We start from the raw sequence: 18749 nt of genomic DNA, 5'->3' as shown, positions 1-18749 counted from the left end.
TTATCACTCTACAAGTGGTTTTCCCATCCGCACAAAACCCGGTTTAACAACCTGTACGGGCATTTCTCGATTACGGATCTGGACAACCGCCTGTTCACCAATACCTTGCGGTACACGTGCAAGGGCTATACTAAATCCTAAGGTTGGGGAGAATGTTCCACTGGTAATCACGCCTGAACGCATTTCACCGGAATCATCAGTGAAGTTGACCGTTAAGCCACCACGCAATACTCCCTTTTCACGCATGACCAGTCCAACCAATTGATCAGTACCCGTTTCGCGTTGTCTTTCCAATGCTTCACGACCAATGAAGTGGCGATCTTCCGGTTTCCAGGCAATTGTCCATCCCATGTTGGCGGCCAGAGGTGAAACAGTTTCATCCATTTCTTGACCATAAAGGTTCATGCCCGCTTCAAGACGCAATGTGTCACGCGCTCCCAACCCAGTCGGTTTCACGCCTACTGCTAACAACTGTTGCCAAAAATCTGCCGCTTGTTCTTTAGGCAGTGCAATTTCATAACCTGCTTCACCGGTATAACCCGTCGTTGCAATAAATAGATTTCCCGACTGGACGCCAAAGAAAGGTTTCATACCCGTTACCGCTTGCTTCTGCACATCACTTAGCAATGATTGCACTTTGGCTTGCGCGTTTGGCCCCTGGACAGCAATCAGAGCCAAATCATCACGTACGGTAACTTCAACGTCATATTTCTCAGCATGTTGATAAATCCATGCCAGGTCTTTCTCGCGGGTCGCCGAATTCACAACCATGCGATAAGCATTATCAGTGAAAAAATAGACAATGAGATCATCAATGACGCCGCCAGATGCATTTAGCATTGCGGTATATAACGCCTTGCCCTGTTCGGTGAGTTTGGCAATGTCATTGGCCAGAAGATAGCGGAGAAAATCACGGCAATCTGGACCGTGTAGATCCACAATTGTCATATGGGAAACGTCGAACATACCAGCATCAGCACGCACTGTATGATGTTCGTCAATTTGTGAACCATAGTGCAGGGGCATCATCCAGCCATGAAAATCTACCATGCGTGCTCCGCATGCCAGATGTTGATCATATAGTGGGGTGTGTTTTGACATTATTTCCCTCTTTACATTCTTGACATGAAAACATTCGTGACCTGAAAAAACATACGGCGCATTAACCGGCAGGTGTTGGATCATGAAGCAAAGAAACGGTTAATCACGCAAACGATACCTTGGGATCAGAAGTTATCACTGAAATAGGAAATGAACCATAAAATAAATTAGCTGCATTGCCGCAGCAATCCGAAATGGCACGGATTGCCATGCAGAATTTTTGTCTGATTTATTGCACAAAAATACTCAAAATTTTTAACAAATAGCCAAAAAACAATCTTTTTAGGTTGAAAAAAGGCTAAAGTGTGAAGTAAATCGACTTAACACACTTTAGCCTGATATGAGAAAAACTAATTCTAATTCATCGGCTGAATTAGATTTTTTCAACCGAAGCGGTTTGGGCGATCAGCCAATCAGGAAGGTCATTAAGACCCATGGCATGACGAAGCAATTGCGGCTTCATTCCCGGTAAGTGATCAGCCAGTGTTAACCCAATTCCACGCAATAATTTTTTAGCGGGGTTATTGCCATCAAATAGCTGACGAAAACCTTGCATACCTGCAAGCATGACCGCAGCACTGTGTTTACGGCGACGTTCATAACGTCCCAAATAGAGATATTGACCGATGTCTTTCCCTTGCTGGTTTAAGCGGCTCAATTCACCTATCAGTTCTGCTACATCCATAAATCCAAGATTAACACCCTGACCAGCCAGTGGGTGGATAGTGTGTGCCGCGTCGCCTAATAGCGCCAATCGATGAGCAGCAAAATTGCGGGCATAACGCCCCGTTAATGGGATAGTTTGTCGATCACTGACCAGTTCACATTGACCAAGACGCATATCAAATGTCGCGCTTAATTGCCGATTAAACAGTGTCGGTTCCATAGATTTGCGCTGTTGCGCAGATTCAGCCGGCTGTGACCACACAATCGAACATAAGTGAGGATCTGGCAGTGGCAGGAAAGCCAGTATTCCATCACCGTGGAAAACCTGGCGTGCAACACCTTCATGAGGCTGCTCAGTCCGAATTGTCGCGACCAAGGCATGGTGTTCATAATCCCAGAAAGTCAGCGGAATATCCGCATGTTGACGCAACCAAGAGTGGGCACCGTCTGCACCAATGACCAGGCGTGAAGTCAGCATTCTTCCATCGGATAATGTGATAAAGGCTTCGTTTTCTCCCCAGGCAACGTTCTTAAGGGAAGATGGGGTGAAGATCATGACATCTGGCAAATTTTCCGCACGTTGCCAGAGCGCTTGCCGGATCACATGGTTTTCGATGATATGCCCCAGATGAGTCAAGCCATTTTCCGCCGCATTAAACTCAATACGCCCGAAACTGTCCCGATCCCAAACGTCCATTCCTTGATATTGACTGGCTCGCATTGCAAGAATATCTTGCCAGACACCAAGGTGGGTGAGTAATCGTTCACTGGCTGCATTGATGGCTGAAACACGTAACGCATATTCATCATTGATACCAAATGGCTTTGTCGGTGGGTGCTCTTCTACCATCGCGATGCGCAAGCCACTACCTTGTAAACCACAAGCCAGCGCAAGGCCAACCATTCCGCCCCCTGCGATCACCACATCAAATGATTGCATTTTTTCTTTCCTCTTAATCTGCCAATGGTGACTGTGCAACCCAACCTAATGTCTGGCGGGCAAAGAGATCCCGCATTGGGGATAATCTTTCCATGGTCTTCAAGCCAAGATTACGCCCTATTTTTAACGGTAAGTAGTCATTAGCGAATAACCTGACCAGCCCATCCGTGAGTCCAATGGTCTTTTCACGATCTGCCTGACGCTGTTGCTGATACTGTGCCAGTACCTGATAGGAGCCAATATCCTGTCCAGAAGTGGCCGCTATTGAAATGACTTGTGCCAAAGCCATCACATCACGCATCCCTAAGTTAAAGCCCTGTCCAGCGATCGGATGCAAAGTTTGGGATGCATTGCCTACCAGCGCCAGACGGTGGCTAATTTGCCTGCTGGCTGTCGATAATGCTAAGGGATAACTATGTCGTTGACCGGTTTCCAGCATTTTCCCCAAACGCCAGCCAAATGCTTTTTGCAGCTGTTGGAGAAATTCATGCTGGCTCCAGTTATTGACGTCTGACTGTTTTTCCAGTGGGTGACACCATACCAGTGAACTACGCCCTTCCGACATAGGTAACAACGCCAATGGGCCATATTGGGTAAAACGCTCGAATGCCCTTCCTTGAGGATGTTCAGAAGTCAGGACATTAGCAATAATGGCTGTCTGCTCATAAGATCGCCGTTTGAACGGTATATTACACGCCTGGGCTATTGCCGAGTGACTACCATCCGCAGCGACCAGTAATTCTCCTGTCAGCTTTTCGCCATTATTCAGCGAAACCACTACAGAATTTTCTAAACGCTCAATGGAATTCACTTTAGCCGGACAGTAAAGTTTAATATTTGGAGATTGTTTTAATAACTCAAAAAGATGAATTCCAGCATCATGCAATTCAATCACATTGCCTAATGCCGAGATATCATAGTCGCTGGCGCGAATGTTGGTGAAACCGCTATTACCACGGTCGCTAACATGAACGTGAGTTATTGGGGTAACACAATGTTGCAGTGCAGGCCAAATACCGACCTGTTGCAAGCGCTGACATGTACCATAAGCCAAGGCTATAGCCCTTGCATCAAAACCAGGATGCTCCCTGGTTGGTTCTGCTGCTTCAATCAAGGAGACTTGTAATTGCCCCCGACTCAGCGAGGCAATAGTCAGAGCCAATGTCGCTCCCGTCATGCCTCCGCCCACAATAATCACGTTCATTATCACTTCCTGATTACTTTAACCTTACTGTACCATCAGAGCTTCTATCTCATCGGGATCTTTCACGACAGATTCAGTCAGGTTTTCATTTCCTGTTTCCGTTATCACAATGTCATCTTCAATACGAATACCGATACCACGGTATTCCGGCGGGACATCCGCATCGGGTGCAATGTAAAGCCCCGGCTCTACAGTCAGCACCATGCCAGGTTGCAAAATACGATCGCGATCAACACCGTAATCGCCGACATCGTGCACATCCAGCCCCAACCAATGACTCAAACCATGCATGAAAAATTGACGGTAAGCATTGGTTTCGATCAATTGTTCGACTTCACCATGCATAATGCCTAATCTTACCAATCCCTTCACCATAACACGTACAACCTGCCCCGTGACCTCGCTGATAGTGACACCAGGTCTGTACAGTTCCAGGGAAAGGTTAATGGCTTCCAAAACAATGTCGTAGATTTCACGTTGAGGGCGCGTAAATTTGCCATTTACAGGAAATGTCCGTGTAATGTCGCCGGCATATCCCTCATACTCACACCCCGCATCGATTAACACTAAATCGCCATCTTTCATGCGACGTTCATTTTCAGTGTAATGCAGAATACAAGCGTTATCTCCCGCGCCAACTATCGTGTTATAAGCAGGATAACGCGCCCCCTGACGGGTGAATTCGTGGTGAATTTCGGCTTCCAGCTGGTATTCAAACATACCAGGACGGCAAGCCTGCATCGCCCTGATATGCGCCTGAGCACTGATTTCCCCCGCTTTGCGCATGATTTCTAATTCAGCGTCTGACTTAAACAGACGCATTTCATGCAGCCACGGGCGCCAATCTGCCATGATCATTGGTGCCTTGAAGTTACGGCGGCTGTTTTTACGCAATTTATCCAACGCACTAAAGACGATGTTATCAGCGTACTCAAATTCGCCCTGGGCGTGATAGACCACTTCCAATCCATTCAATAATAAATAGAGTTGTTCATCGAGATCATCAAATGGTAAGGCGCGATCCACCCCCAATTTTTCCAATGCAGCTTCTTGTCCAAGACGACGACCAAACCAAATTTCCGCAGTCAAATCGCGAACACGATTAAACAACACACTGTGATTGTGGGTTTCATCGCTTTTAATCAGTATTAGAACCGCTTCCGGTTCACTGAAACCGGTCAGATACAGAAAATCACTGTGCTGACGGTAGGGATATTCACTATCTGAATTACGTGTCGCAGGCAACGCCGAAAATATAATGGCCGCACTGGCCGGTGCCATTTTTGACAATAATGCCTGTCGACGGGATAAATATTCCTGTTTAGTCATACCCTCTCCTGCAAAATTCCATATTATTAGTTGGGATACCCCTCATCTTTCAAAGCTTGAAATTTATAGGGTGAATACCGCCAATCAGTGCAATGTTGGTTTTTCATTTTTTGCACTGTCCGCGGTTTTAGGTGTCGCAAACGCGATATAACAGAGTTGAACCGCAACACGTACATATTCCAGAACTTCTTCGAGGGCTTGAGAGAGTTCTTCCTGATCTTCGTCTTCATCATAGCCCAACATGCCAATGTTACGTAAATCGGTGATAACTTCCTGAATTTCTGGCTTTTCTGTTAATTTGGGATTAGCTACACCCAAGCCGAGCAGAAAGTGGTTAACCCATCCCGCCAATGCTTCTGCACATTCAAAAACCCCCGCCTCTTCATCAGGCAGCAACAGATTGAACGAGAAACTACTGTCATCCAGCAATTCAAACGTCGTTTCGTACAATTCCCTAAGCGGCAGAGCCAAAACCTGAGAAAATGCCAGGCCATCATTCGCAAGATCATGCACCAGTGTCTGCCAGCTACTATCGTGATTACCGCCATGATTTCCACCACATAGTAACCCACTGATTAAGCCATGCATTTCTGCTGCTGTCAGGGCAATGGACTGTTGATGCAAAATTTCATCAAATGATTGATAATTAGGTAATGAGTTTTGTATAGACATGTATATTGATCATCGTTGGCGATATAAGTTCATGCTATGCTACCATCAAGGGGAGTCGCTATACCAGACAGCACACACCGATATATCCCCAACCGATTTCGAGATGCCGCGTGATAGCAAGGTCACAAATCCCCAAAACATAGGTACTTTATATCTATAACTAATTGACTGGGATAAGTGAACATTGCCCAAAAGCAGCAACTTGAAGAGGAAGGGGAAAAAAGGGCTTTTGGTATTGTACGGTAATGATTGGTGTCGGCCTTGTTTTATACCATAATTTACTTTATACCCCATCGATTTCAAATTACAGCTCTGGCAACAAAGCCGCAATTTGAGAGATAAGGGATATATATACCAATCTAACTTCAAGATGCGTATATCAACATCAAGGTATCGGCACAATAATAAATCAGGAAGGTGTCATGTCTGCACAACCAGTAGATATTCAGATTTTTGGGCGGTCATTACGTGTCAATTGTCCAACAGAGCAGGTTGAAGCGTTGCAAGCTGCTGCTGAGGAACTTGAAGAGCGTTTGCATAACCTTAAAGAACGCACCAGAGTCACTAACACTGAGCAACTGGTTTTTATTGTGGCACTGAATGTCTGTCACGAGTTGGCACAGGAGAAGATGAAAACCCGTGATTATGCTTACAATATGGAACAAAAAATAAAAATGCTCCAGCAATCCATTGAAAAGGCACTGTTAGAGCAAGGTAAAGTTACCTGATACTCCACCCATCAGCTGAATCTTGTTGATAAATCAGGCAGTAGTCACTATAGATTAATATAAGCAGTTGCTTTCTTCATTTAGTTCCATACAATAGGCTTCATAGCGTTGCTTAAAGCCTATTTAGGTGGTTTAAGCAGCAAAAATTTCTCTGAGGTGTTCGTGAGCAGGGAAGTCCCCTGAGCCGATATTTCATCTCTATAGAATGTGGTGCTACGTTTCTTGTGAGCATGCTTGGCTAGCCAAGAAGCCTAATAGCAACGACGCTGCGTTCACCTTGAACCAAGGGTTCAAGGGTTACCACCTGTAACGGCATCTTGGAGAACCTCCCGCTTTTTATCTGTTTTGTATCCTTTTCTGCGTTAATTAACAGGCAGGTATCATGCAATCAGATTCTTCTCTTACTCTGCGTCAATCCATTAGAAAAAAAATTCGGCAACTACGTCAAAATCTATCCCCTGAACAACAATCGCAATTTGCCCAGCAAGCCATTAAACAGGCTACGATTCACCCTAAGATCCAGCAAGCTGATAAAATTGCCCTCTATCTCTCCTTTGACGGGGAATTAGATACACGTCCGCTGATTCAACAACTTTGGCAGCAAAACAAACAGGTCTATTTGCCAATATTGCATCCTTTCAACCGGAATCACCTGCTGTTTCTCCGTTATTGCGCTGATACGCCTCTTATTCATAACCGCTTTAATATCGAAGAGCCTCAGTTGGATGTCCGACAGGTTTTACCCATCGCTGAACTTGATGTCATGTTTATTCCTCTGGTCGCTTTCGATTGCACAGGGCAACGCTTAGGGATGGGCGGTGGTTTCTACGACAGAACCCTCGCGAAATGGCAACAACAGAATTTTTATCCGATTGGATTAGCCCACAATTTTCAGTTAGTTGAGAATCTACCTAGCGAGAGTTGGGATATTCCTCTGCCAGAGATCATTACACCAGACAAAGTATGGCAATGGATATAAATGAAGGCGCTACTCAGTGAGTAACAGGGGCTATTGTGCTTTCAATAACCCCTTATTTTTAATGCGCCTTGCCTTTCTTTTAACCAGCCATTATAGCCTTAGTAAAGCAAGCGAGAACGGATCGTGCCCGGTAAGGCTTTCAGTTTCTGCAAAACCAATTCAGCCTGAGCTGAATTCTGCGTCGTAATATCAATCACCACATAACCAATACCACTGTCAGTCCGCAGATATTGGGCATCAATATTGATTTCTTGCTCAGTAAATACTTGGTTAATACTGGTCAAGATACCGGGGCGGTTTTCATGGATATGCAGTAATCGGTTAGTATCCTTGGCATGAACAGGGAGCGAGACTTCAGGAAAATTAACCGCTGATAAGGTAGAACCATTGTCAGAATATTTGACCAGTTTCCCAGAAACTTCATAACCGATATTTTGCTGGGCTTCTTGTGTCGATCCCCCAATATGTGGTGTCAACAATACGTTATCAAACTGGCTTAATGGGGAGATGAAAGGATCATTATTTGTTGCGGGTTCATGAGGAAAAACATCAATCGCCGCACCAGAAAGATGCCCTGTTTCCAACGCGTTGCTGAGTGCATCAATATCGACCACTGTGCCGCGTGATGCATTGATCAAAATCGAACCTGGTTTCATCAATTCCAGTTCTGCTGCACCAATCATATTTTTGGTTGAGGCGGTTTCAGGAACATGCAGGCTCACAACATCACTCATATTCAACAATTCAGACAAATGATGAACTTGCTGTGCATTACCTAAGGGCAATTTATTTTCAATATCATAGAAATAGACATTCAGGCCAATATTTTCAGCCAAAATGCCAAGCTGTGTACCAATATGCCCGTAACCAATAATGCCTAATTTTTTCCCACGCGCTTCGTAGCAGCCTTTTGCCTGCTTATCCCATATACCATTATGGGCTTTGGCATTCGCTTCAGGAATACGACGTAACAACAGCAGCAATTCACCCAATACCATTTCAGCGACCGAACGCGTATTGGAAAAAGGCGCATTAAATACCGGAATACCACGTTTTGCCGCGGCTTTCAGGTCAACCTGGTTAGTACCAATACAAAAACACCCAACAGCAACCAGCTTTTCCGCTGCGGCGAAAATCTCTTCGGTCAATTGGGTGCGGGAACGAATGCCGACAAATCGGGCATCACGGATCGCTGCTTTCAATTCTTCAGGTTCTAATGCCCCTTTGTGATATTCAATATTGCTGTACCCTGCCGCTTTTAGGCTATCTACTGCACTTTGGTGAACACCTTCCAGCAGCAGAAATTTAATTTTGTCCTTTTCTAAAGATACCTTAACCATTTGCCCGCCCTAGTTGTACTTACTTTCATAATGCATATCGACGCCACCAAAATAACAAAAAAAACGGTAACGGCAATACAATCGATTGCTTATATTACAGAATAAGCAACAGTAAATAAGTTGTTATGCAAAGTAAAATAATTCGTTACGGGGAATGATCGGGATTTTGAGGTTTTTTTAGACGAAAAAGTGATATATCTCACTAAATTTTCTATTTTGAATAAATATAAAAATATTTTTAGGGCAGGTTATTCTGCCCTCAATAAATGATTATTCAGTGAGCGTCTTAACGCCATCCGCAGTACCTACCAGTACCACATTAGCGCCTCGATTAGCAAAAAGCCCCACCGTTACCACGCCTGCTATCCCATTGATCTTATCTTCTAACGCAGTGGGATCGACAATCGAGAGATTGTGAACATCCAGAATATGGTTACCATTGTCTGTCACAACGTTTTCACGATAAACCGGTGTTCCGCCCAATTTCACCAGCTCACGAGCCACATAAGCCCGTGCCATTGGGATGACTTCAACTGGCAGAGGAAATTTGCCTAATACATCGACTTGCTTAGACGAATCAATAATACAAATAAATTTCTTCGCAACTGCCGCGATGATTTTTTCCCTGGTTAACGCTGCGCCGCCACCCTTGATCATCTGCATTTGACCATTAATTTCATCAGCACCATCAACATAAATATCCAACGTGTCGACGTCATTGCAGTCAAACACAGGGATACCGAGACTTTTCAGTCTCTCAGTCGATGCGTCTGAACTCGATACGGCACCTTCAATTTTATCTTTGATGGTGCCTAACGCATCAATAAAATGCGCTGCGGTAGAACCTGTACCAACACCAACAATTGTGCCTGGTTTAACATATTCCAATGCTGCCCAACCTACTGCTTTTTTCAGTTCGTCCTGAGTCATATTGATCACAGCCTATAATCAGTTACAAGGAAAAATCTGACGGCTAGTATAAACAATATTGGCTCACCTCATAAAAAAATATGGCATAGTGCTGATTAGGCCACATAATGGTTTTTATTAAGCTGTAACACAAAAAGTGCAAACACGGAGAACCTTATTTTCAATGAAACGTCCTGATTACCGGTCATTGCAAGCATTAGATGCAGTGATCAAAGAGCGTGGTTTCGAGCGGGCAGCGCAAAAACTTTGTATTACTCAATCAGCGGTATCTCAGAGAATCAAGCAATTAGAAAATCTGTTTGGTCAGCCACTATTGGTACGCACTGTTCCTCCCCATCCTACAGAGCAAGGGCAAAAGCTGCTTGCGCTATTACATCAGGTGGAACTGCTGGAAGCGCAATGGCTTGGTGATGAAAATAGCAATGAGATCCCGTTACTGCTTTCCCTTGCTGTTAATGCGGACAGCCTGGCGACGTGGCTTTTACCGGCTCTCCATCCTGTTTTATCCGATTTACCCATTCGGCTAAATATTCAGGTGGAAGATGAAACCCGAACTCAAGAGCGATTGCGGCGTGGTGAAGTTGTCGGGGCGATTAGTATTCAATCCCAACCTCTGCCAAGTTGTTTAGTTGATAAATTAGGTGCCCTAGATTACCTGTTTGTCGCCTCTCCAGAGTTTGCAAACCGTTTTTTCCCGAATGGCGTCACGCGTTCGGCATTACTGAAAGCCCCTGCGGTTGCATTCGACCATTTAGATGATATGCATCAAGCATTTTTACAACAGAACTTCGATTTATCACCGGGAAGTGTGCCCTGTCATATCGTGAATTCTTCCGAAGCATTTGTTCAACTGGCAAAACAAGGTTCGACTTGTTGCATGATCCCACATTTGCAAATCAACAAGGAGCTAAAAGCCGGTGAATTAATCGATCTAACACCAGGTCTATGCCAACGCCGTATGCTTTATTGGCATCGTTTTGCGCCTGAAAGTGGAACGATGAGAAAAGTTACTGACGCCCTGCTAAAACGAGGACGCCAGATGTTGCGTCAGGAAGATGAAATTCATTAACGCTGTAATTCAAAAACAGCATCGACGTGATCTAAAAACTCAATACTCTGTGGTTCGTAAGTTTCACTGGCAGAGCCAGAAGCGGGTGCTGCCAACAGATCTGTCTGATATTTCAGACGGTTCATTGGGATAGGCACTGCTTCAGGCGCACGGTAACTAATGCTATATACAGGGCCTAACTTACTGTTGAACCCTTTTGCCAATGTAGTTGCCTGTTGAATAGCATTCTCGATGGCTTTTTGTCTGGCTTCATCACGATAACGTTGCGGATTGCTGACACCAAACTGAACCGAGTTAATTTCATTCAGTCCTGCTTTCAGGGCACCATCCAATAAGACATTCAGTTGCTCCAGCTTGTGAACTTTCACTTCAACTGAACGCGACGCCCGATAACCTGTAATACTCGATTTTCCACTCTTTTGATCATATTGATATTCTGGTTGGGTACGCAAGTTAGCCGCATCAATATCTTTCTTTTCGATGCCATTGTTTTTCAGAAAATCAAAATATTTCGCAACACGTTCATCGACTTTTTTCTTTGCTTCTGCTGCACTTTTTTGCGTTTCACTCACATGGATTACCAAAGTAGCCATATCTGGCGTCGCTTTAACTATCGCGTTACCAGAGGTGGAAATATGTGGAATAGAGAGTGAGTCAGCGGCGGAAGCTGCCATGAAAGACAGGCTTCCTAAAGCCATCATTGCAGCCAATACCAGTGATTTACGTTTCACAAGGCCTCCTAAAGTTACATGAGTAAGGTGCTTTCAGAAACATTAGCACACTATCTATAGAGAAGTAATCTATGGAGAAATATTATAATTAATAAAAAATCTATATCCTTGCTGAATTAAGTTCCAGGCGATATACCACATCACACAGCCAACGAAGATATTGATGATCCGTTGTGCTCTGGGCCGATTAAGCACAGGTGCAAACCACGCAGACAAGAATGACAAGGCAAAAAACCAGCTGATCGAAGCCATTACCGCTCCGGTGGTAAACCACGGCCGAAGCTCGGCTGACAATTGTCCTCCTATGCTTCCCAAGACGACAATGGTATCCAAATAAACATGAGGATTCAGCCATGTCACAGCGAATAACGTTACTATAACCCGCCAACGGCTTTGGACAATTTTTTCAGTACGGGAGTGTTCGACTTCTGCCGATAATGCTGCTCGAAAAGCGCCCCATCCATACCAGAGTAAAAATGCGACGCCTCCCCATGTCACAGTTTGCAATAAAAATACCGATTGTCCCAGCAAAGCACTGCCACCAAATATCCCCGCGATGATGAGCAAAGAATCACTGGTGGAGCATAATGTTGCGCTCATTAAATGGAACTGCTTCCTGCTCCCTTGCTGCATAACAAATACATTTTGTGGCCCAAGTGGAAGGATCATTGCAGCACTAAGAAAAAACCCCTGAATAAATGTTGAGAACATGCAAAGATTCCTAATAATTATTCAATTAGTTACGATATCAATGCATATTAAACAAGATAATGCATTAGTAAAAATAAATGATTCTAATACATCATTAGGAAAAGTGATGTGGGAAATGCCCACATCACGATATCTTGATTATTCGTCTACCTTCTTCTGTAAGGCACTATTTTGCTGATGCAGATAAACATCCATTTGCGGGAAAGGAATGCCGATATTATGTTTATCTAAGGCACGCTTAAAGTTTTCCATCAAATCCCAATAGACATTCCAGGCATCACCATTGATGGTCCACACACGTACAACAAAGTTCAATGACGAAGGCGCCATTTCATGCAGGCGGATGGTGACACCTTTTTCATGTTGAATGCGTTTATCTTCTTGAATCACATCACCCAATACTCTTTTGACTTCATCAATATCTGCATCATATGCAACCCCCACCATAATCTGGGTACGACGGTCAGGTTCACGGGTGGTATTAATAATATTGTCTGCAATAATTTTACCGTTGGGGATCACAACGATACGGCCATCTGCCGTGCGCAGTGTTGTCGAGAAAATCTGTACTTGCATGACAGTTCCCTCCACCGCACCAATGCTAACATATTCGCCAGTACGAAGCGGGCGAAAAACTACCAACAAAACACCGGCAGCAAAATTAGACAGTGAACCTTGTAAGGCCAGACCTACCGCCAAACCTGCGGCACCGATAACTGCAATCACGGATGCAGTCTGAATACCTAATTTCCCAAGAACAGCAATAATCGTAAATGCTATGATGGCGTAACGAATAATCGCGGAGAGGAAATCAGAAATGGTGGTATCAATGCCACGCAGTGACATAACACGCTTAACTGCTTTATTAACCAACTTGGCAACAAATAAACCAACGATAAGAATCAAAATGGCAGATACAATGTTTACCGCATACTGGATCAGTAGATCCTGATTGTTGGTAAACCAGTTTGCCGCTTTATCAATCTCATGTGACAGATTGATCTTTTCCATACAAAGCCCACCGTTATTGTTGGAACCTATCGCCATTCAGTGCCGTTATGCACAACGAACGCCACTAGCAGGTGTAGGCTCCTGTTCAAAAAAAGCTACTATCACAACACAAGAATGTAATGGAATATAGATTATGGCAGAAAGCCTTTATTGCTTGAACACGAATACTTACATTTTATTTTTTTGCAAAATGAATTCTCTGTAATCAGCTAGCATACCGATAAAATCGTCTGTCCCACAAAAAGCCAGACTCTCGTCATCGTAGTAACTCATTCCTTCTTCTATAACCTCTGTATCAAATTGAAGTTGATTAGCCCTGATCATGATCTCATCTTCACTCATCAATAGCGTATATTCATGACCAGCCAACTGCCACTGGCGTTCACTCCCTTTAATCTCTTGCAAAGCCACAATGATTTTATCCAATACCCGCAAATCGCCTTTCACTTCTTCATTCAACCAATGACCGATGACTTCATGATCCATTGAAAAGGACGTTGTTACCTGGCCGGTAATATCCTGCATAAATTCATATTCCATCATATACCCCCTCACCTACTATTTTTACAGATGCCAAATAATTTCATTGGGATTTTATACCAATCTAACTTCAAGATGTGTGTGATTTCTCTCCCCGCGAAGCTGGGAGAAATCAGGTTTCATATCGTGTTGTAAATTGCAACTTGAAGCTTAATGCGTATAAGCAGTTCTGCTGCCTCCACCTCTGAAGCAGTCCACAAACTGAAATAAAAACTACTGCGAAATTGTTATAAAACGGTAGGCAGAAAAACAAAAAAAGGGGAAGCATTTGCCTCCCCATGCATTGCAGTATACTTTTTATACTGCGGTTTGGAAGATCACATCTTCCGCTTTTTCTGTGTATTGATTCAATTGATCAAAATTGAGGTAGCGATAAGTATCGGCTGCGGTTTCATCGACTTTATCTATGAACTGCAAATACTCTTCTGGCGTTGGCAAACGCCCCAACAGTGAAGCTACAGCCGCCAACTCCGCCGAAGCAAGGTAAACATTTGCACCGGAACCCAGGCGGTTAGGGAAGTTACGGGTAGAAGTGGATACCACTGTTGCCCCATCCGCCACCCGCGCCTGATTCCCCATGCACAATGAACAACCCGGGATCTCAATACGCGCCCCGCTCTTGCCGAAAATGCTGTAATAACCTTCTTCCGTCAATTGGGCGGCGTCCATCTTAGTCGGAGGAGCAACCCATAAGCGAGTCGGTAACTGACCTTTATGCTGATCCAGCAATTTACCCGCCGCACGGAAATGACCAATATTAGTCATGCAAGAACCAATGAAAACTTCGTCAATTTTGCTGTTAGCCACTTCAGATAACAGGCGTGCATCATCAGGATCATTAGGTGCACATAAAATAGGCTCTTTAATGTCTGCCAGATCGATCTCAATCACGGCTGCATATTCAGCATCTGCGTCCGCTGCCAACAATTGCGGATCTTTCAGCCAGTTTTCCATGCCAATAATACGGCGTTCCAATGTCCGGCGATCACCATAACCTTCCGCAATCATCCATTTCAGCAAGACGACGTTAGACTGCAAGTATTCAATGATTGGCGCCTTATCCAGCTTGATGGTACATCCTGCCGCAGAACGTTCCGCAGAGGCATCAGCCAACTCAAATGCCTGCTCGACTTTGAGTTCAGGCAAACCTTCAATTTCAAGAATACGGCCAGAGAAGATGTTTTTCTTGCCTTTCTTCTCAACAGTCAGCAAACCTTGTTGAATTGCATAATAAGGAATGGCATGAACCAGATCACGCAAGGTTATTCCTGGTTGCATTTTCCCTTTAAAACGAACCAGTACGGATTCTGGCATATCCAACGGCATGACACCCGTAGCCGCAGCAAATGCCACCAGACCTGAACCAGCCGGGAAAGAAATACCAATGGGGAAACGGGTATGGGAATCTCCGCCTGTACCTACCGTATCTGGCAATAACATACGGTTCAACCATGAGTGAATAATGCCATCTCCCGGACGCAACGATACGCCACCACGGTTCATAATGAAATCAGGCAAAGTATGGTGCGTCGTCACATCAACCGGTTTTGGATAGGCGGCAGTATGACAGAATGATTGCATGACCAGATCCGCAGAGAAACCCAGGCAGGCCAAATCTTTCAATTCATCCCGCGTCATTGGCCCTGTCGTATCCTGGGAACCGACAGAAGTCATCTTAGGTTCACAATATTCCCCTGGGCGAATGCCACTTTTACCGCAGGCACGGCCTACCATTTTCTGTGCCAATGAGAAGCCTCGATCACTTTTCGCAACCGCTTTTGCCTGACGGAATACATCACTGTGTGGTAAACCCAATGATTCACGCGCCTTGCCAGTCAAACCACGACCGATAATCAATGGAATACGGCCACCGGCACGTACTTCATCAATCAATACATCGGTTTTCAGGGTAAAAGTAGCCAATAACTCATTGGTTTCGTGATGGCGGATTTCACCTTTATAAGGATAGATATCAATCACATCCCCCATATTTAGCTTGGCAACATCCACTTCAATGGGCAACGCACCCGCATCTTCCATGGTGTTAAAGAAAATGGGGGCAATTTTTCCACCCAAAACCACACCTGCACCACGTTTATTAGGGACAAACGGAATATCCTCTCCCATAAACCACAATACGGAGTTCGTTGCCGATTTACGGGAAGATCCCGTACCAACAACATCGCCAACGTAGGCCAATGGATAACCTTTCTTGCTCAGGGCTTCGATTTGCTTAATCGGGCCTACGACACCAGCTTGATCAGGCTCAATACCTTCACGGGCATTCTTGAGCATTGCCAATGCATGTAGAGGGATATCAGGACGTGACCACGCATCTGGGGCAGGAGAAAGATCATCGGTGTTGGTTTCACCGGTAACCTTAAAGACGGTAACAGTGATTTTTTCTGCTAATTCAGGACGCCCAAGGAACCATTCTGCATCAGCCCACGACTGCATGATTTGTTTGGCATGGACATTACCTGCTTTGGCTTTCTCTTCCACATCATAAAAACTGTCGAACATCAGCAAAGTATGAGAAAGTGCTTTCGCCGCAATTGGAGCCAGCTTTTCATCATCCAGGGCATCAATTAAAGCGTGGATATTATACCCACCCTGCATGGTTCCCAATAATTCAATGGCTTTTTCCTGTGTCACCAAAGGAGAAGTCGTTTCTCCCTTAGCTACGGCAGCAAGGAAACCGGCTTTAACATAAGCAGCTTCATCTACACCAGGAGGGACACGATTGGTCAGTAGATCTAGTAGGAAATCTTCTTCACCTTTAGGTGGATTCTTCAGTAATTCAACCAGCGCTGCTGCTTGAGCTGCGTCTAACGGCTTAGGGACGATGCCTTGAGCTGCACGCTCGGCTACGTGCTTGCGGTATTCTTCTAGCACGACTTTCTCCTCGCTCTCATTGTCATTTTATATACCCGGCTGTCAGCACCCGTTAACGATCATTGGAAATGATCATCTAAAAACAATTACTAAGGGTGCAAGGTCAGAGGATTTTGCTCGCATAACATCAGAATTATGCTCAGCTTCGGGCGTTTAGCATACCAAAATTTGAATAGCATGTTAATTCATTCACATAAAATCAACATTGAACCATAATAAAATTCTGGATAAATGAGTCTGGAGAGGAGATTAAAGTTTTAAATACTATCTGTTGTTATTTTGGCCTGCAAATCCCTTAAATTCTCTCTGCAAATAAAAACGGCTTTCCTGTTTGAAAGCCGTTTAAAATTTCTTTTTAACACCTACTGCAAAATCTAAAGAATTATTTCTTTTTCTTTGCTTTAGGGTTTGGCAAGTCAGTGATGCTACCTTCGTAAATTTCCGCAGCCATACCAATTGATTCGTACAGCGTTGGGTGAGCGTGGATAGTTAGCGCGATATCTTCTGCATCACAACCCATTTCGATAGCCAGACCAATTTCACCCAGCAGTTCACCGCCGTTAGTACCAACAATAGCACCACCGATAATACGGTTAGTTTCTTTATCGAAAATCAGCTTGGTCATACCATCTGAACAGTCAGATGCAATTGCACGACCAGATGCTGCCCATGGGAAAGTCGCGGTTTCGTAGCTGATGCCTTTTTCTTTTGCTTCTTTCTCTGTCAGGCCAACCCATGCCACTTCTGGCTCAGTGTAAGCGATGGATGGAATAACTTTTGGATCGAAGTAATGTTTCTTACCAGAAATGACTTCAGCAGCAACGTGGCCTTCGTGGACACCTTTGTGCGCCAGCATTGGCTGACCAACGATATCACCGATAGCAAAGATATGAGGCACGTTAGTACGCATTTGTTTATCCACACGGATAAAGCCACGATCATCAACTTCAACGCCCGCTTTGCCAGCATCGAGCAGTTTACCGTTTGGTACACGGCCGATGGCAACCAGAACCGCATCATAACGTTGTGGCTCTGCCGGTGCTTTCTTACCTTCCATTGTTACGTAGATGCCATCTTCTTTCGCTTCTACTGCGGTCACTTTCGTTTCCAGCATCAAGTTGAACTTCTTGCTGATACGTTTAGTGAACACTTTAACAACGTCTTTATCCGCCGCAGGGATCACCTGGTCGAACATTTCTACCACATCGATCTGAGAACCCAGCGCATGGTAAACAGTACCCATTTCCAGACCGATAATACCACCGCCCATCACTAACAGGCGTCCTGGAACGGTTTTCAGCTCCAGTGCATCGGTAGAATCCCATACACGAGGATCATCATGTGGAATGAATGGTAGCTGAATTGGGCGTGAACCCGCTGCGATAATGGCATTCTCAAAATTAATTGTTGTTGCGCCGTTCTCGCCTTCTACCACCAGAGTGTTAGCGCCGGTGAATTTACCAACACCGTTAACAACGTTAACTTTACGGCCCTTAGCCATGCCGCCCAGACCACCTGTCAACTGAGAAATAACTTTTTCTTTCCAGAGACGGATCTTATCGATATCAGTTTGCGGTTCACCAAACACAATACCATGCTGTGCCAGTGCTTTTGCTTCTTCAATCACTTTGGCAACATGCAGCAGAGCTTTGGATGGGATACAACCAACATTCAGGCAAACACCACCCAAAGTAGAGTAACGTTCAACCAAAACAGTATCCAATCCTAAGTCCGCACAACGGAAAGCAGCAGAATACCCTGCTGGGCCTGCTCCAAGCACCACTACCTGGGCTTTAATTTCAGTACTCATCATGACCTCTTAATTGTTTGTCCGGCGGGTCAGACGAAAAAAAACCATATTCCACCGGGACGTACACACCGCGAGCAGTTTACAGAATTGTAA

At 44.7% G+C, this 18749-nt stretch carries 16 protein-coding genes and 1 other RNA gene; 4 read left to right on the top strand and 13 right to left on the bottom strand.

Going from position 1 to position 18749, the window contains the following annotated elements:
* Positions 1–3: 3 nt before the first annotated feature.
* From gcvT to AAC853_RS11035, 5 genes are all read right to left on the bottom strand, one after another.
* A complete protein-coding gene (gcvT, locus tag AAC853_RS11055) occupies positions 4–1101 on the bottom strand; it encodes a glycine cleavage system aminomethyltransferase GcvT (RefSeq protein ID WP_340614592.1) in 1098 nt (365 codons plus the stop codon).
* 373 nt (positions 1102–1474) lie between these two features.
* On the bottom strand, positions 1475–2707 hold the full coding sequence (gene ubiI, locus AAC853_RS11050; RefSeq protein ID WP_340614591.1) for an FAD-dependent 2-octaprenylphenol hydroxylase: 1233 nt from the start codon (positions 2705–2707) through the stop codon (positions 1475–1477).
* Between the two features lie 13 nt (positions 2708–2720).
* Positions 2721–3911, bottom strand: coding sequence for a 2-octaprenyl-6-methoxyphenyl hydroxylase (gene ubiH, locus AAC853_RS11045; RefSeq protein ID WP_340614590.1), 1191 nt, complete (start codon positions 3909–3911; stop codon positions 2721–2723).
* 24 nt (positions 3912–3935) lie between these two features.
* Positions 3936–5240, bottom strand: a complete 1305-nt coding sequence (gene pepP, locus AAC853_RS11040; RefSeq protein ID WP_340614589.1) for a Xaa-Pro aminopeptidase — start codon at positions 5238–5240, stop codon at positions 3936–3938.
* A gap of 84 nt (positions 5241–5324) precedes the next feature.
* Positions 5325–5912 carry a YecA/YgfB family protein gene (locus AAC853_RS11035; protein WP_273570845.1) on the bottom strand — a complete coding sequence of 196 codons (588 nt, stop codon included), beginning with the start codon at positions 5910–5912 and terminating at the stop codon, positions 5325–5327.
* A gap of 422 nt (positions 5913–6334) precedes the next feature.
* Here AAC853_RS11035 and zapA point away from each other — a divergent pair, with 422 nt between their 5' ends.
* The 3 genes from zapA to AAC853_RS11020 all read left to right on the top strand — a co-directional run bounded on the left by zapA (position 6335) and on the right by AAC853_RS11020 (position 7619).
* Positions 6335–6640: a cell division protein ZapA gene (zapA, locus tag AAC853_RS11030; protein WP_189760613.1), complete on the top strand. Its 306-nt coding sequence runs from the start codon at positions 6335–6337 to the stop codon at positions 6638–6640.
* Between the two features lie 145 nt (positions 6641–6785).
* Positions 6786–6968, top strand: a non-coding RNA gene (gene ssrS, locus AAC853_RS11025) — 6S RNA.
* A 54-nt stretch (positions 6969–7022) separates the two neighbouring features.
* Positions 7023–7619 carry a 5-formyltetrahydrofolate cyclo-ligase gene (locus tag AAC853_RS11020; protein ID WP_340614588.1) on the top strand — a complete coding sequence of 199 codons (597 nt, stop codon included), beginning with the start codon at positions 7023–7025 and terminating at the stop codon, positions 7617–7619.
* Positions 7620–7717: 98 nt separating this feature from the next.
* On the opposite strand, the gene serA is transcribed toward AAC853_RS11020, so the two are convergent.
* Both serA and rpiA read right to left on the bottom strand, forming a co-directional pair.
* Positions 7718–8959 carry a phosphoglycerate dehydrogenase gene (gene serA, locus AAC853_RS11015; protein WP_338804684.1) on the bottom strand — a complete coding sequence of 414 codons (1242 nt, stop codon included), beginning with the start codon at positions 8957–8959 and terminating at the stop codon, positions 7718–7720.
* Positions 8960–9229: 270 nt separating this feature from the next.
* Entirely contained in the window at positions 9230–9889 is a 660-nt protein-coding gene (rpiA, locus tag AAC853_RS11010) for a ribose-5-phosphate isomerase RpiA (protein WP_338884751.1), read from the bottom strand.
* 163 nt (positions 9890–10052) lie between these two features.
* Here rpiA and AAC853_RS11005 point away from each other — a divergent pair, with 163 nt between their 5' ends.
* Complete coding sequence (locus tag AAC853_RS11005; RefSeq protein ID WP_340614587.1) at positions 10053–10958, top strand: LysR family transcriptional regulator ArgP; 906 nt, start codon at positions 10053–10055, stop codon at positions 10956–10958.
* Here AAC853_RS11005 and AAC853_RS11000 read toward each other — a convergent pair.
* The 6 genes from AAC853_RS11000 to lpdA all read right to left on the bottom strand — a co-directional run bounded on the left by AAC853_RS11000 (position 10955) and on the right by lpdA (position 18656).
* On the bottom strand, positions 10955–11689 hold the full coding sequence (locus tag AAC853_RS11000; RefSeq protein WP_340614586.1) for an oxidative stress defense protein: 735 nt from the start codon (positions 11687–11689) through the stop codon (positions 10955–10957). The genes AAC853_RS11005 and AAC853_RS11000 overlap by 4 nt on opposite strands.
* Positions 11690–11758: 69 nt before the next feature.
* Complete coding sequence (argO, locus tag AAC853_RS10995) at positions 11759–12400, bottom strand: arginine exporter ArgO (RefSeq protein WP_340614585.1); 642 nt, start codon at positions 12398–12400, stop codon at positions 11759–11761.
* 138 nt (positions 12401–12538) lie between these two features.
* Positions 12539–13411 (bottom strand): small-conductance mechanosensitive channel MscS, encoded by an 873-nt coding sequence (gene mscS / locus AAC853_RS10990; RefSeq protein WP_340614584.1) that lies wholly within the window; start codon positions 13409–13411, stop codon positions 12539–12541.
* Positions 13412–13579: 168 nt separating this feature from the next.
* Positions 13580–13951: a YacL family protein gene (locus tag AAC853_RS10985; RefSeq protein ID WP_189761029.1), complete on the bottom strand. Its 372-nt coding sequence runs from the start codon at positions 13949–13951 to the stop codon at positions 13580–13582.
* A gap of 297 nt (positions 13952–14248) precedes the next feature.
* Positions 14249–16846 carry a bifunctional aconitate hydratase 2/2-methylisocitrate dehydratase gene (gene acnB, locus AAC853_RS10980; RefSeq protein WP_338804680.1) on the bottom strand — a complete coding sequence of 866 codons (2598 nt, stop codon included), beginning with the start codon at positions 16844–16846 and terminating at the stop codon, positions 14249–14251.
* Positions 16847–17228: 382 nt separating this feature from the next.
* On the bottom strand, positions 17229–18656 hold the full coding sequence (gene lpdA, locus AAC853_RS10975) for a dihydrolipoyl dehydrogenase (RefSeq protein ID WP_338884741.1): 1428 nt from the start codon (positions 18654–18656) through the stop codon (positions 17229–17231).
* Between the last annotated feature and the right edge of the window lie 93 nt (positions 18657–18749).

Origin of the sequence: Xenorhabdus thailandensis, from assembly GCF_037996785.1 — a bacterium.
Lineage (GTDB): Bacteria > Pseudomonadota > Gammaproteobacteria > Enterobacterales > Enterobacteriaceae > Xenorhabdus > Xenorhabdus griffiniae.
The sequence above is the reverse complement of the archived record's forward strand: the minus strand, read 5'-3'. Positions and strand labels throughout refer to the sequence as shown.

Coding starts and splice junctions, on each gene's coding strand:
- gcvT (WP_340614592.1), bottom strand. CDS start 1,101: ATGTCAAAACACACCCCACTATATGATCAACATCTGGCATGCGGAGCA.
- ubiI (WP_340614591.1), bottom strand. CDS start 2,707: ATGCAATCATTTGATGTGGTGATCGCAGGGGGCGGAATGGTTGGCCTT.
- ubiH (WP_340614590.1), bottom strand. CDS start 3,911: ATGAACGTGATTATTGTGGGCGGAGGCATGACGGGAGCGACATTGGCT.
- pepP (WP_340614589.1), bottom strand. CDS start 5,240: ATGACTAAACAGGAATATTTATCCCGTCGACAGGCATTATTGTCAAAA.
- AAC853_RS11035 (WP_273570845.1), bottom strand. CDS start 5,912: ATGTCTATACAAAACTCATTACCTAATTATCAATCATTTGATGAAATT.
- zapA (WP_189760613.1), top strand. CDS start 6,335: ATGTCTGCACAACCAGTAGATATTCAGATTTTTGGGCGGTCATTACGT.
- AAC853_RS11020 (WP_340614588.1), top strand. CDS start 7,023: ATGCAATCAGATTCTTCTCTTACTCTGCGTCAATCCATTAGAAAAAAA.
- serA (WP_338804684.1), bottom strand. CDS start 8,959: ATGGTTAAGGTATCTTTAGAAAAGGACAAAATTAAATTTCTGCTGCTG.
- rpiA (WP_338884751.1), bottom strand. CDS start 9,889: ATGACTCAGGACGAACTGAAAAAAGCAGTAGGTTGGGCAGCATTGGAA.
- AAC853_RS11005 (WP_340614587.1), top strand. CDS start 10,053: ATGAAACGTCCTGATTACCGGTCATTGCAAGCATTAGATGCAGTGATC.
- argO (WP_340614585.1), bottom strand. CDS start 12,400: ATGTTCTCAACATTTATTCAGGGGTTTTTTCTTAGTGCTGCAATGATC.
- mscS (WP_340614584.1), bottom strand. CDS start 13,411: ATGGAAAAGATCAATCTGTCACATGAGATTGATAAAGCGGCAAACTGG.
- AAC853_RS10985 (WP_189761029.1), bottom strand. CDS start 13,951: ATGGAATATGAATTTATGCAGGATATTACCGGCCAGGTAACAACGTCC.
- lpdA (WP_338884741.1), bottom strand. CDS start 18,656: ATGAGTACTGAAATTAAAGCCCAGGTAGTGGTGCTTGGAGCAGGCCCA.